Genomic DNA, 13,363 nt, shown 5'->3' on the forward strand with positions numbered 1-13,363 from the left:
CGGCACCCGCTCAGGCGAGCGCGCCGAGCCTTCGCCATTTCGGCAGGTCACGGTCCAGGAATGTCCGCGCGCGGCTGCGTGCCTCGCGGCGTTCCTGGACGCCTTCGAGCGGGCTTCCGCCGCGCTGCAGCGTCCTGCCGGATCCGGCGAGTGAAAGGACCAGCCGTTCGGACAGCGCCGTCTCGTCGGCCAGATCGCCAAGCGCGAGCCAGGCATCGATGAGCATGAGGTCGGCAAAGTCGACAGGCACGGCGCCGCCGATCGCCGGCGCCGCGAGATGATCGTAAGGCATGCCGCGTACCGCTTCGCGCGCTATGGCCGCATTCAGGCGCTGGGCGGGTGCGTGGTCCGTGCGCGGCGCCTCAATGCCGAGCGTTCCGGCATGTAGCAGCATCAGCACCAGTTGCAGCACTTCCGCCAGATCCTTGCCGCCGGCCTTCGGCAGCACTGCCAGTTCCGCCAGTGTCAGCGATCGTTCCGCCAGAGCCTCGACGATCCCGGCATAGGCAAGCGGTTGCAGCGCGAGTTCGCCGAAGGGCGTGCGCACCGACAGGGTTGCCCCGGGTGCAGGGGCATCGAGCAGAAGGAAGCGGGTATGCGCCGCCCGCTCGCCGGGTGTGGGCGTGGGCGTGGGCGTGGGCGTGGCAGGCGCTTCGCCGCGTCGGTAGATGTCGCGCCGATAGAACTGGTTGATGACGAAGTCCTGCACGTCCTGCCGCAGCAGCGGATCGCCCTGCGCCAGGATCGTGTCGCGCAGGGCCGAGGGCAGGAAGGCGGGCAGCAGCGCTTCGGGCAGCGTTGCCGAGCCCGCAAAGGCCAGCCCGACCCCGGCCACCTCGCGGGCGACTTGCGAATGCCACATCGGCTCCCACCCTTCGTGCAGATATTCGTGGGCCAGTTGGGCAATGTCGCGCTTGCGCAGCGAATCCAGCCTCGCGCCGAGCCCGGGCAGCAGCTGGAAGGTGGCAGCGCCCCCGCCGCGCAGCTGTTCGAACAGCGAGATCGAACGGTCCAGCACTTCCGCCACCGGCGCCGCCCCTTCTTCGTGGATAAGCCGCGCGATGTGCCGGAAGGGCATCGTCGCCAGCCAGCCGGGCTGCGCATTGTAGCCGATGTAGACCAGCGCCCCGGGCGCGCTCGCCTGCCCGATGCACTGCAGCAGCGCATGGCGCACCGGCGCCGTGACCCAGCTGTAGACGCCGTGGAGCGCGACATGATCGAAGCGGCCGAGCGCCTCCGGCCAGGATCGTGCCAGCTCGACGAAGTCTCCCTGGACGAATTGCACATTGGCAAGACCGGCCGATGCCGCGATCCCGTTCGCATGGTCGACATGCTCGGCCATCAGGTCGATGCCGACAAACGCCCTGCCCGGATTGGCCGCCGCCAGCAGGCACAGCCCGATGCCCTGCCCGCACCCGAGTTCCAGAAAGCGCCCGCCCCCTGCTGCCGAAGTCTCGCCTGCTCCCGCGGCAAGATCCATCCAGGCAGGCGCCATTTCCCGGCAATAGCCGTAAGTGTAGCCTACCGAGACGTCGTAGCCATGCGTCCGGTCATCCATCTGTCGCACCCCGATCATAATTCGCCAGTGCCCGGCTTGGCACGCCAACCGTGACGGTTTGACGAAACGGACCTTGCGCGGCCCGGGGCCGATCGGCGGCCGGCTTAGGGATAGCGGTCGCCTCGCGGCGCCTCGCCCGTGTCAGCGCAGGTTCGCGGCGAGGAAATCGACGAAGACGCGGATGCGCGCCGGGGTGCTGTAGCCGCCGACGAACACGGCGTGGATGAACTCCACGTCTCCGGGATTGAACGCCTCCAGAATGGGCACCAGCCGCCCGTCCGCGATCTCGCGCTCCACGCTGAACCGCCCCACCCGCGCCAAGCCGACCCCCGCCGCCGCGAGCTGCCCCAGCGTCTCTCCGTTGTTGGCCTCGATGCTGCCTTTCACGGAAAGCGCGAATTCGCGCCCCTCGCGCAGGAATGGCCAGACCGGCTCGGCCCTGCGAAAGTTGAAGTTGAGACAGTTATGGCCGTGGAGATCCTCGGGTTCCTGCGGCGTGCCGTTCCGCGCGAGGTAGTCCGGCGCGGCCACGATCACCCGGCGCGTTTCGCCCAGCTTCCGCGCCGTCAGCGTGCTGTCGGCCAGCGGTCCGAACCGGATGGCGATATCCGCCTGCCCTGCCGCCACGTCGACCAGTGTGTCGGTAAGCGCAATGTCCACCAGGATATGCGGATGACGCGCTGCGAACGCGCCGAGCAAGGGCACCACGCATAGCCGTCCGTGCGAGAGTGCGGCGCTGATCCGCAAGCGCCCGCGCGGCGCGCCCTGATCGGCGATGAGCTGTTCGGCATCGTCGAGATCGGCCAGGATACGGCGCGCCATCTGGAGATAGGACTGACCTTCCGACGTCAGCGCCAGCGCCCGGGTCGAGCGCAGCAGCAGCCGCACGCCCAGCCGCGCCTCGATCCTGTCGATCGCGCGGCTGACGGCGGAAGGGCTGAGGTCCAGCAGCCGGCCGGCACCCGAAAAGCTGCCCTGCTCCACCACCGCCACGAACAGTTCGAGCGCACGGGCCCGGTCAGTGCCGCCCGCGAGCTTGGCTTCGCTCAGCATCTTTGCGTCACAGTCAAAATTCCTTCGCGTTCGCGGGCAGTACCGCCTTCGGTATTTTGCCGTCATCTATGCGCCTGCATAGCAAATTCACCGCTGCCGCGAGAAGGATTGTTCATGGATTATCGTCAACTCGGCTCATCCGGCCTGCGTGTCCCCGCCCTGAGCTTCGGGACCGGCACTTTCGGCGGCCAGGGTCCGCTCTTCGCCGCCTGGGGCAGCAGCGATACCGCCGAAGCGCGGCGCCTGCTCGACATCTGCCTGGAGGCCGGCGTCACGCTGTTCGACACGGCCGATGTCTATTCGAACGGCGCCTCGGAGGAAATCCTCGGCCAGGCGCTCAAGGGCCGCCGCGACGACGCTCTGATCTCCACCAAGACCGGGCTGCCAACCGGCGACGGACCGCAGGACTGGGGCGCCTCGCGTTCGCGCCTGATCGGCGCGGTGGAGGCCGCGCTGCGCCGTCTCGATACCGACCGGATCGACCTGCTGCAGCTCCATGCCTTCGATGCCCATACGCCCGCGGAAGAGCTGATGATCACGCTCGACCGGCTGATCGCCGCCGGCAAGGTCCGCTACGCCGGGGTCTCGAACTATCCCGGCTGGCAGGTCATGAAGGCACAGGCCGTCGCCGACCGCCACGGAATGCCGCGGCTGGTGGCCCACCAGGTCTATTATTCGCTGGTCGGCCGGGCCTACGAGCACGAACTCATGCCGCTCGCGGCGGACCAGGGCCTGGGCGCGCTGGTCTGGAGCCCGCTCGGCTGGGGCCGCCTCACCGGCAAGATCAGCCGCAGTCGCCCCGTACCGGCGGGGAGCCGCCTGCACGATACCGAGCAGTTCGCGCCGCCGGTCGAAACAGAGCTGCTCTACGCCGTGGTCGACGTTCTGGAAGCCATCGCCGGGGAAACCGGCAAGAGCGTGCCGCAGATCGCCCTCAACTGGCTGCTGCGCCGCCCGACCGTCTCCTCGGTCATCATCGGCGCGCGCAACGAGGAACAGCTGCGCCAGAACCTCGGCGCGGTCGGCTGGTCGCTCACTGCCGAGCAGGTCGCCCGGCTCGATGCCGCCAGCGAGGTGCTGCCGCCTTATCCCCACACCCCCTATCGCCAGCAGGAAGGGTTCGCTCGGCTGAACCCGCCGCTGGTCTGAGGACCATCCGATGAAGCTCAATCCCGGCCTTCTGGCCCTGTCCGTCGGCGCTTTCGGCATCGGCGTCACCGAATTCGCACCGATGGGCCTGCTGCCCGTCATTGCCGGAGACCTGGGCGTCTCCATCCCCGCCGCCGGGCTGCTTATCAGCGCCTATGCGCTGGGCGTGGTGCTGGGCGTGCCGGTGATGACGCTCACCACCGGGCGGGTGCCGCGCCGCACGCTGCTGATCGCCTTGGCCGGGATCTTCACCCTGGGCAACCTGCTGGCAGCGGTATCCGGCAGCTACGGCATGCTTCTGGCCGCCCGCGTGCTGACCTCCTTCAACCACGGCGCCTTCTTCGGGGTCGGCTCGGTGGTCGCCGCCAGCCTGGTCCCGCCGCACCGCCAGGCCGGCGCGGTGGCCGCGATGTTCATGGGGCTGACGATCGCCAATGTCGTGGGCGTGCCCTTGGCGACCTGGGCGGGCGAGCACCTCGGCTGGCGCGCCTCGTTCTGGGGCATCGCGGCGCTGGGCGGTGTCACGATGGCGGCGCTGCGCCTGACCCTGCCTCCCTTGCCCTCTACGGACGGCGGCGATGTGGCGGCCGAACTGCGCGTCCTGATCCGCAAGCCCGTTCTCGGCGCGCTGGCCCTGACTATCGTGGGTTCCAGCGCGATGTTCACCGTGTTCACTTATATCACCCCGATCCTGCGCGAGGCGACGGGCGCCTCTCTCGGCTTCGTCACGGCGATGCTGGTGACTTACGGCCTCGGCCTGACGGTGGGCAACTGGCTGGGCGGCAAGTTCGCGGACCGTTCGGTCGATCGCACGCTGATCGTCACCCTGGCCTCGCTTGCCGCGATCCTGATCGCTTTCGCCATGACGATGACCCATGCCGCGCCTAGCGCGATCGTGATCTTCCTGTGGGGCATCGCCAGCTTCGCCTTGGTGCCGCCGCTCCAGGTGCGGGTCATGGACGCAGCCAGCGACGCGCCCAACCTGGCGTCGTCCATGAACATCGGCGCCTTCAACCTGGGCAATGCGCTGGGCGCGGCGCTGGGCGGCGGCGTGATCGCTCTCGATCTGGGCTATCCTGCCGTAGCGCTGGCCGGCGCGGCAACCTCCGTCATCGGCCTGGCGGCGCTGCTCCTGACGAGCGGCCGGAGCGCGGCCCGCCAGAGCGGCGAAGTGGCGACCGAATGCACCGGCGGCGCGCGGCTATCGTGAGATCTACCAAGCCGTAGCCCCCGCATCCACGGCAATGTCCGCTCCGGTGACGTAACGCGCCTCCGGGCTCGCAAGCCAGGTCGCGGCCCAGGCGATGTCCTCCGGCTCGCCCAGCCACTTGAGCATGTTTCCGGCCAGGACCCGGCGCCCGAAGCCGGGATCCGCCTCCAGGTGCCGGGCCGTGGCCGCCGTCCTGATGAAACCGGGCGCTATCGTATTCGCGCGAATGCCGTGCGGGGCGCCTTCCATGGCAAGTTGCCGCGTCATCGCCAGCACGCCGCCCTTGCCCGCGCAGTGCGCCAGCGCCGGGGAACCCTCCAGCGCATGGCGCGCATTGGCCGATGCGAAGTTGACGATGCTGGCCGTGCCGCTCGCCTTGAGCCATGGCCAGGCCGCGCGGGTTGCCAGGTAGACGATGTCCAGCTCCCCCGTCAGCGTCCGTTTCCAGTCGGCATAGCTCAGGTCCTCGATCCACGAGAAGACTGCGAATGCCGCCGCGTTGACGAGGACGTCGATCCGGCCGTGCTCCGCGCCGATCCTGGCAAAGAGCGCGCTGGTGGCCGCCTCGTCGATGAGGTCGCAGGCCTCGTCCGTTCCCGAAAGGTCGACGCCGATCACCCGCGCGCCCTCCTGCCGGAAGATGCGCGCGACGCCTTCGCCTATGCCGTTCGCGGCACCGGTGACCACGGCGATCCTGCCCGCGAGACGATCAGCCATGCGCCATCGCCCCATTGCCGCCGTGCGATGCGCGCGAAGCGATCAGCGCCACGACGACCCCGCCCAGCGCGGCGAGCGACAGGACCGAAAAGGCCCCCAGCAGGCCGCCCGTGTGCCGTCCCGCAAAAGTCACCACCAGCGGGGAGAGAAACTGCCCGAACGCGAAGGCCGATTGCCAGAAGCCCGTTCCCCGGCCGCGAAATTCGAACCTGAGGATCGACATTGACCAGACCAGCAAAGTGGGCAGCAGCAGCCCTGCCCCGATCTGGTTGACGAAGCATCCGGCCAGGAAGCCCGGAACGGTGCCGGACCTTGCCATCAGCATGAAGCCGATGGCAAGCAGGGCGAACTCCAGTAGCAGCAGCCGTCCCACTGCCAGCCGCGTGCCGATGCGCGAATAGATGAAGGTCCCCAGCGGCACGCCAATAGAGGCGATGGATGTCAGGAACCCCCGCTCCGACGGGCTGGCCATGCCGAGTTCGGCCAGCCCGCTGGGCGCCTGGATCTGCACCGTATAAAAGAACACCGAGCCATAGACCGTGATCGCCACGATCATCGCCATCGTCGCCCAGGGAAAACCCGCCCAGGAGCGGTTGTGCGGCGGCGCATCGGCCTCGACATCGGGGGTGCCATCGCGCGACGGCTCCCATGTGAACTTCCAGACGAGCGCGAACATGACCAGCGCCGAGGCATAGGCCCAGAACGGCGTCCGCCAGCCGCCTTCTCCCAGCACCCCGCCGAGGTTGAAGAACAGCAGCGCCGACATCGAGGCGAAGGCCGTCTGCGCAGCCAGCCACTTGTCGCGCGAGGCGCCCTTGTAATAGTCGCCGATCATCGTCGTCGAGAGTACGTAGATCAGGGCCTCGGCAATGCCCACGCCTGCGCGCGAGATCAGGATATGGGTGAGATCGTCGAGAAACACGGGCATCACGCCGACAACGGCATAGAGCAGGAATGCCGCCAGCAGCAGCCGGCGCCGCCCGAACCAGTCTCCCAGTATCCCCGCCAACGGACAGAGCAACGCCACGCAGAGCGAGGGCAGCGTGAGGATCATCGGCACCCAGTATTCATGGCCCGGCACCGCGGCGTAGTGCGCCATCAGATCCGGGATGATCGGCGCCAGCAGCACGATAGCCATGGTCGTCAGCGTGATCGGCAGCAGCAGCGATATGCCGGTCAGCAGGCCCGGCTCGGGATGGCGTGTCATTCTCTCCCTTTCTTCGGCCGCCTGTCTCCGGGCCGATAGAAACACAATTTTCAGCTTCCGTCGGTGATGAGCGTACCGCCGTCCACGACGAGATTATGTCCAGTGACGAAAGCCCCGGCCTCGGAGGCGAGGAACACGGCCGCGCCTGCCACTTCCTGCGGCGTGCCGGGTCGCCGCAGCGGAGTCATTGCCATGCGGCGGGCCATGAAACTCTCGTCCGCCAGCAGCGGGCCAGATAGCTCGGTGGCGATGAAGCCGGGCGAGATCGCATTGACGCGCACGCCGCGCGGCCCCCACTCCACCGCCAGATTGCGCGCGAGTTGCGCCACGCCCGCCTTGGCAAGGGCATAGGCGTTGATTCGCCCGTTGCCTCTCAGGCCCGAGAGGCTGGAAACCAGCACCGCCGCGCCGCCGCCCTGCGCCGCGATATGCGGCAGGGCAAGGTTGCAGAGCGCAACCTGACTGGTGAGGTTGATCGCCATGACACGGGCATAGTCGGCCATGTCGAGATCGGCGAAGGCTCCCGCCTTGCCGGTGATGCCGGCATTGCAGACCAGCACGTCCAGCCCGCCGAACTCCGCCACCGCGCGGTCCACCAATGCGGCCAGCGCGGCATCGTCGGTCACATCGCAGGGCTGGCCCGGCATGCTGAGTTCGGCGGCAACGCGCGCGGTATCCCCGGCGTCCTCGCTGGAGATCACCACCCGCGCGCCTTGGGCGATCAGCCCTTCCGCAATGGCGCGGCCAATCCCGCGCGTGGAGCCGGTGACGATCGCGCTCTTGCCGGTAAGGTCGAACATCAGGCCCCCGCCGACCCTTGGCCCGCCGCCTCGTTGTAGACGGGATCGACCTGCTCGGGCTTGGCCTCGTCCAGCGGTACACCGTCATGGAGGTAAGCGGGCGCTTCGATCAGAATGAAGGCGATGCGGCAGACTTCTGCGGTGGTGTTGCGCCACAGGTGGTTGGTGCCCCGCTGGACGATGATCCCGCCTTCGCGCACCGTCTTCTTGCGGCCGTCTTCCAGTTCCAGTTCGATCTCGCCCTTCAGCACGATGCCGTAGTCGATCGAGTTGGTGCGGTGCATCGGGCTCTGCTTGCCCGGCAGCATGTCCACCACGCGGATCACCGAGCCGCCTTCCAGCGTGGTGCCGGTGGGGCGTTCGCGACCCTCGGTCTCGTCATTGTTGTCGGCGGGGACGGTGGCGGTGGTCCAGATCGTCAGGAACGAGGCATCGCCAGAGGGCACCATCCTGGTCGGCGTCACGTCTTCGGAGCGGAACACGGCCCGGCCATTCTCGTCATGCCCGGTGACGACGCGCTGGACCGGCGGCAGGCCGGAATCGGAGAGAACCTCGCTCATGCCTTCACAACCTTCTGTTCGATCACGCCGAACGGCGCGCGGCCGTCGGCAAGGGTTCCCTGCATGCGCACGCTGTCGCCAAAGCGCATGAATTCGGTCTTCGGCTCACCGAAATCGACCAGTTCGATCCCGCGCCGCTCGGCTATGCAGGAGGAGCCGATCTCGCGGTAATTCTCGTTGGAGACGGTACCGGATCCGATCACCGTGCCCGCCACCAGATCGCGCGTGGCGCAGGCATGGGCGACAAGCTCATGAAAGCCATGGCCCATCGGCTCGCCATTGGCGGCGCCGAAACGCTTGCCGTTCCAGTCCACCAGCAGGTCCATGCAGACGCGGCCGCCGCGCCACTGGTCGCCCAGTTCCTCCGGCGTCACCGCGAAGGGCGCCATCGAGCACGGCGGCTTGGCCTGGACCCAGCCGAAGCCCGTCTTCATCTCCGGTCCGGCCAGCTTCCGCAGCGACCAGTCGTTGATCTGCACGATCAGGCGAATGTGCTTCAGGCAGTCGTCAGCCGAGGTACCCATCGGCACGGCATCGACGATCACGCCGAACTCGCCCTCGAAATCGATGCCGTTATCTTCGGTGAGGTAGCGCACGTCCTCGGCAGGACCGTAGAACTTGTCCGAAGTCCCCTGATACATCAGCGGCTTGCCGGTCTTCACCGGCACCACGCCCAGCGCCTTGTCCATCAGTTCCCCGTGGCAGGCGAAAGCCGAACCATCGAGCCACTGCCACGCACGCGGCAGCGGCGCGCGCAGTAGCGCAGCGTCGAGCGCCTCGGGAAACGCCGAAATCTCGGCCAGCACGGGCGAGACGAAAGTCCAGCTTTCCATCGCCTGTTGCAGCGTATCCACTGGCGCGGGCGCATAACGATCGCCTTCGGGCGAAACGACGACGAGGCGCCCGTCCGGGGTGCCGTCATCGAGAGTGGCTAGACGCATTGCTCCTTGTTCTCCCAAAGAATGCTTAGTCCTTGGGAACCGGGCTAGCGAAGCCCCTGTGCGGCAACAACGGCATAGGATCGATAGCAAGGCATCGATAACATGCGATGGTCCCCGCTCGCTCCCCGGCGCTAGGTCCGATGAAAGTCACGTCACACCGGATCGGGAGAATATCATGGCCATCTGGCTGAAGCGCGGCGCCACTGCCGAGGCAAAGGCAGACGCAGACCGCAAGGTCCGCGACATCGTCGAGGCGGCGCTCGCCGATATCGAGAAGCGCGGCGACGAAGCGGTGCGCGACATGTCGATCAAGTTCGACGGCTGGGACCGCGACGACTATCGCCTCAGCCAGGCCGAAATCGACGCCTGCGTCGACAGTCTGACCCCGCAGGAACGCAAGGACATCGAGTTCGCGCAGGCACAGGTGAAGAACTTCGCGCAGATCCAGCGCGATTCGATGAAGGATGTCGAAGTCGAGACGCTGCCCGGCGTGGTGCTGGGCCACAAGAACATCCCGCTGGGTTCGGCCGGCTGCTACGTGCCCGGCGGCAAGTATCCGCTGCTCGCTTCCGCCCACATGTCGGTGATTACCGCCAAGGTCGCGGGCGTGAAGCGCGTCATCACCTGCGCTCCGCCGTTCCAGGGCCAGCCGGCACGCGCCATCGTCGCCGCCCAGGCCATGGCCGGGGCCGACGCGATCTATGCGCTGGGCGGTATTCAGGCCGTGGGCGCCATGGCGATCGGCACGCAGAGCATCGATCCGGTCGATATCCTGGTCGGCCCCGGCAATGCTTTCGTCGCCGAGGCCAAGCGCCAGCTTTTCGGCCGCGTCGGCATCGACCTCTTCGCCGGACCGACCGAAACCCTCATCATTGCCGACGAGATCGGCTGCGATCCTGAAATCGCCGCCACCGATATTCTTGGCCAAGTAGAGCACGGTCCGGACAGCCCCGGCGTGCTGCTAACCAATTCCGAGAAGTTCGCCCGCGCGACCATGGCCGAGATCGACCGCCTGCTCCAGCTCCTCCCCACCGCCGACCATGCCCGCAAGGCGTGGGAGACGTTCGGCGAAGTGATCGTGGCCGACAGCTACGAGGAAATGGTCAAGGTCGCCGACGAGATCGCCAGCGAGCACGTGCAGGTGATGACCGCCGATCCGGACTACTTCCTGAACAACATGACCAACTACGGCGCGCTGTTCCTGGGCAACCGCACCAATGTCAGCTTCGGCGACAAGGTGATCGGCACCAACCACACGCTGCCCACGAAGAAGTCCGCGCGCTACACGGGCGGCCTGTGGGTCGGAAAGTTCCTGAAGACCTGCACCTACCAGCGCGTCACCACCGACGAGGCGTCCGCGCTGATCGGCGAATACTGCTCGCGCCTCTGTGCGCTGGAAGGCTTCGCGGGGCATGGCGAACAGGCCAACATCCGCGTGCGCCGCTTCGGCGGCCGCAACGTGCCCTATGCCGGGCAGGCCGAGCCGACGCCCGAAACGGCGGCCTGACCGTGAGCCTGCCGAAGACGCCGAGCCTGCGCCTTGACGGGCGACGGGCTGTGGTGACCGGAGCGGGCCGAGGCATCGGCCTCGGCGCCGCCGCTGCGCTGGCCGGGGCGGGTGCCGAAGTCACGCTCGTCGCCCGCACCTCGGCCGAGATCGAGGACGCTGCCGCCGAAATCGGCAATGGCGCGGAGGCCGCGACGCTCGACGTTTCGGACCTTGCCGCCGTCGCCGCGTTCTTCGCAGACCGCGCGCCGTTCCACGTCCTCGTCAACAACGCCGGCACCAACCGGCCCAAGCCGATATGGGAAGTGAGCGAGAACGATTACGACGCCGTGCTCGATCTCAATCTCAAGTCCGCCTTCTTCGTGGCGCAGGCCTGCGTGAAGCGGATGATCGCCACGAAAACCCAAGGCAGCCTGATCCACATGGGCAGCCAGATGGGCCATGTCGGCGGCCCGAACCGCTCGCTCTACTGCGCCAGCAAATGGGCACTGGAGGGCATGAACAAGGCCATGGCGCTGGACCTTGCCCCCCACGGCATCCGCTCCAACACCATCGCCCCGACGTTCATCGAAACGCCGCTGACCAAGCCGTTTTTCGAAGACGAAGCGTTCAAGGCCAGCGTCCTTTCCAAGATCAAGCTGGGCCGCATCGGCCAGGTGGAGGATCTGATGGGCGCGGTGCTGTTCCTCGCCTCCGAAGCTTCCGCGCTCATGACCGGCACCAGCCTTGTCGTCGATGGCGGCTGGACTGCCGAATAATCATCTGAAAATCGCAGGATAGATCATGTTCGAACCGTTTCCCGGAAACTACGTCTGGAACCTCGCCACCAATCTCGCGCTCGCCTGCGGCGGCAACTATGGCGAGATCGACGAGGCCAACCGCCCGATCATGGAAGCGAGCAAGGCCGGCGCCGATGCCGGCTCCGCGCAGATGTTCGATAGCTGGATCGCCGTCGCCGATCAGGTCTGCGCCAATGCCGAGGCCGATGAGGCGGCAGGCTATCTGCTCTCCGCCGGCACCAAATACTTGCGCGCCTCGGGCTACTACCTCGCTGCCGAGCGCATGCAGAGCCGCGACTATGCCCCGCGCTGGGCGGCTTACGACAAGGGGCTGGAACTCTTCCACAAGGGCGCCAGGCTACGCGGACTGCACATCGACAAGGTGGAAATCCCCTACGAGGACGGCGCCTATACCGGCATCTTCGTCCACGACGGCTCCGGCACGCCGCGCCCCACGCTGGTTTCGGTCAACGGGCTCGATTCGATGAAGGAGCAGGTCTGCATGGCGGGCCACGGCCAGTCGAATCTCGAGCGGGGCATGAACACCCTGTTCGTGGACCAGCCCGGCACCGGCGAGGCGATCCGCAAGCGCGGGCTTCCGGCCGTGTTCGACGGCGAACGCTGGGGCACACCCGCGCTCGAATACCTGCTGACGCGCGACGACGTGATCCATGACCGGATCGGCATTTTCGGCCTCTCCTTCGGCGGCTACCATGCCCCGCGCATCGCCGCCAACGAGCCGCGCTATGCGCTTTGCGCGGTGATGGGCGCCAATCATGTCTGGGGCCGTCGCCAGCGCGAACGCGTCGCCAACGAGGGCGAAAACCCGGTGCCGCACTACTGGGATCACGTCATGTGGGTGTTCGGCATCGAGGATCGCGACGCGTTCCTTGAATATGCCGACCAGATCACGCTGGACGGGCAGGTCGAGAAAATCCGCGTCCCCTTCCTCATCACTCATGGCGAGAACGACCGCCAGATCCCCGCGTTCAACGCCCAGCTCAGCTACGATCAGGCCGTGAACAGCCCCAAGCGCACCCTCCGCGTCTTCACGAAGAAAGATTTCGAGGTAGAGCACTGCGGCGCCGACAACGGCACCGGCATGCGCGACTACATTGCCGACTGGTGCGCGGAAACTTTCGCGGAAATGGGCTGATCCGGATGGCTGAATTCACGTTCCACCACGGGGGTGTCTCTGTCCCCAGCCTTGACGAAGCGATCGACTGGTACGGCCGCGTGCTGGGCTTCGAGGTCGAGAAGACATTCTATATCGAGGCCGCAAAGTCCCGCACCGCGATGGTCCGCAAGGGTCCGCTGCGGTTCGAGATCTTCGAGGTGGAAGGCGCCGCCGCTCTCCCCGAAGACCGCCGCTTCCCGCCGCGCGACCTCAAGACGCACGGCAACAAGCACGTCGCCTTCCGGGTGGAAGACCTCGAAGCATTCCTGACGGAGATGGAAGATAAGCAGGCCGACATCGCCTTCGTCGTGCGCGAAGCTTTCGGCAAGGGTTGCTTCATCCGCGACTGTGCGGGCAATCTGATCGAATTCGTCGAGGAGCCGAACCTGTGATCCACGAAATAGCCACTCTGACCATCGACCCTGCCCGCGCCGCCGAATTCGAGGCTGCCGTGGCAGAAGCCCGACCGCATTTCGAAGCGGCAAAGGGGTACGTCTCCTTCGCGCTCCATCGCTCGGTGGAGAACCCCGAACGCTATCACCTCGTCGTCGGCTGGGAGAGTGTGGAGGCCCACATGGTCGACTTTCGCGAGTCCGAAGGTTTCCAGGCCTGGCGCGCGCTGGCGGGGCCATTTTTCGTGGGCACGCCCTCGGTCGAGCACTTCGCGTTGATTTAACGCGGTTCTGCCCTCGCACTTCCGCAGGC

At 67.0% G+C, this 13,363-nt stretch carries 14 protein-coding genes; 7 read left to right on the forward strand and 7 right to left on the reverse strand.

The features are described from left to right. Positions 1-10: 10 nt before the first annotated feature. Together EDF58_RS14420 and EDF58_RS14425 are read right to left on the reverse strand one after the other, a co-directional pair. Entirely contained in the window at positions 11-1,558 is a 1,548-nt protein-coding gene (locus EDF58_RS14420; protein WP_165921422.1) for a class I SAM-dependent methyltransferase, read from the reverse strand. A gap of 141 nt (positions 1,559-1,699) precedes the next feature. Further along, entirely contained in the window at positions 1,700-2,611 is a 912-nt protein-coding gene (locus EDF58_RS14425; protein WP_132266818.1) for a LysR substrate-binding domain-containing protein, read from the reverse strand. Positions 2,612-2,725: 114 nt separating this feature from the next. Here EDF58_RS14425 and EDF58_RS14430 point away from each other — a divergent pair, with 114 nt between their 5' ends. Beyond that, entirely contained in the window at positions 2,726-3,760 is a 1,035-nt protein-coding gene (locus EDF58_RS14430) for an aldo/keto reductase (protein ID WP_132266820.1), read from the forward strand. Positions 3,761-3,770: 10 nt separating this feature from the next. Next, positions 3,771-4,970, forward strand: coding sequence for an MFS transporter (locus EDF58_RS14435; protein ID WP_132266822.1), 1,200 nt, complete (start codon positions 3,771-3,773; stop codon positions 4,968-4,970). A 3-nt stretch (positions 4,971-4,973) separates the two neighbouring features. Here the strand turns inward: EDF58_RS14435 and EDF58_RS14440 are convergent, their stop codons facing one another. The 5 genes from EDF58_RS14440 to EDF58_RS14460 are packed head-to-tail and all read right to left on the reverse strand — an operon-like array spanning position 4,974 to position 9,195. Then, on the reverse strand, positions 4,974-5,687 hold the full coding sequence (locus EDF58_RS14440; protein WP_132266823.1) for an SDR family oxidoreductase: 714 nt from the start codon (positions 5,685-5,687) through the stop codon (positions 4,974-4,976). Then, the gene (locus tag EDF58_RS14445; RefSeq protein ID WP_132266825.1) at positions 5,680-6,894 is read right to left on the reverse strand and encodes an MFS transporter; all 1,215 of its coding nucleotides are present in this window, start codon (positions 6,892-6,894) and stop codon (positions 5,680-5,682) included. Before EDF58_RS14445 ends, EDF58_RS14440 begins: the two co-directional genes overlap by 8 nt. A 50-nt stretch (positions 6,895-6,944) precedes the next feature. Continuing rightward, positions 6,945-7,694, reverse strand: coding sequence for an SDR family oxidoreductase (locus EDF58_RS14450; protein ID WP_132266826.1), 750 nt, complete (start codon positions 7,692-7,694; stop codon positions 6,945-6,947). Continuing rightward, positions 7,694-8,254 (reverse strand): cupin domain-containing protein, encoded by a 561-nt coding sequence (locus EDF58_RS14455; RefSeq protein ID WP_132266828.1) that lies wholly within the window; start codon positions 8,252-8,254, stop codon positions 7,694-7,696. The genes EDF58_RS14450 and EDF58_RS14455 overlap by 1 nt, the downstream gene beginning before the upstream one ends. Beyond that, complete coding sequence (locus EDF58_RS14460) at positions 8,251-9,195, reverse strand: fumarylacetoacetate hydrolase family protein (RefSeq protein ID WP_132266830.1); 945 nt, start codon at positions 9,193-9,195, stop codon at positions 8,251-8,253. The genes EDF58_RS14455 and EDF58_RS14460 overlap by 4 nt, the downstream gene beginning before the upstream one ends. Positions 9,196-9,370: 175 nt before the next feature. Between EDF58_RS14460 and hisD the strand changes: the two genes are divergently transcribed. Genes hisD through EDF58_RS14485 form a run of 5 tightly spaced genes read left to right on the forward strand, consistent with a single transcriptional unit; the run spans position 9,371 to position 13,334 of the window. Further along, positions 9,371-10,702, forward strand: coding sequence for a histidinol dehydrogenase (hisD, locus tag EDF58_RS14465; RefSeq protein WP_132266832.1), 1,332 nt, complete (start codon positions 9,371-9,373; stop codon positions 10,700-10,702). A 2-nt stretch (positions 10,703-10,704) separates the two neighbouring features. Continuing rightward, positions 10,705-11,460: an SDR family oxidoreductase gene (locus EDF58_RS14470; RefSeq protein ID WP_132266834.1), complete on the forward strand. Its 756-nt coding sequence runs from the start codon at positions 10,705-10,707 to the stop codon at positions 11,458-11,460. 25 nt (positions 11,461-11,485) lie between these two features. Beyond that, on the forward strand, positions 11,486-12,637 hold the full coding sequence (locus tag EDF58_RS14475; protein WP_132266835.1) for an alpha/beta hydrolase: 1,152 nt from the start codon (positions 11,486-11,488) through the stop codon (positions 12,635-12,637). A 5-nt stretch (positions 12,638-12,642) separates the two neighbouring features. Next, on the forward strand, positions 12,643-13,050 hold the full coding sequence (locus tag EDF58_RS14480) for a VOC family protein (RefSeq protein WP_132266837.1): 408 nt from the start codon (positions 12,643-12,645) through the stop codon (positions 13,048-13,050). Continuing rightward, positions 13,047-13,334 carry an antibiotic biosynthesis monooxygenase gene (locus EDF58_RS14485; RefSeq protein WP_132266839.1) on the forward strand — a complete coding sequence of 96 codons (288 nt, stop codon included), beginning with the start codon at positions 13,047-13,049 and terminating at the stop codon, positions 13,332-13,334. Before EDF58_RS14480 ends, EDF58_RS14485 begins: the two co-directional genes overlap by 4 nt. The last annotated feature ends 29 nt before the right edge of the window (positions 13,335-13,363 follow it).

It is taken from the genome of Novosphingobium sp. PhB57 (assembly GCF_004342985.1).
GTDB lineage: Bacteria > Pseudomonadota > Alphaproteobacteria > Sphingomonadales > Sphingomonadaceae > Novosphingobium.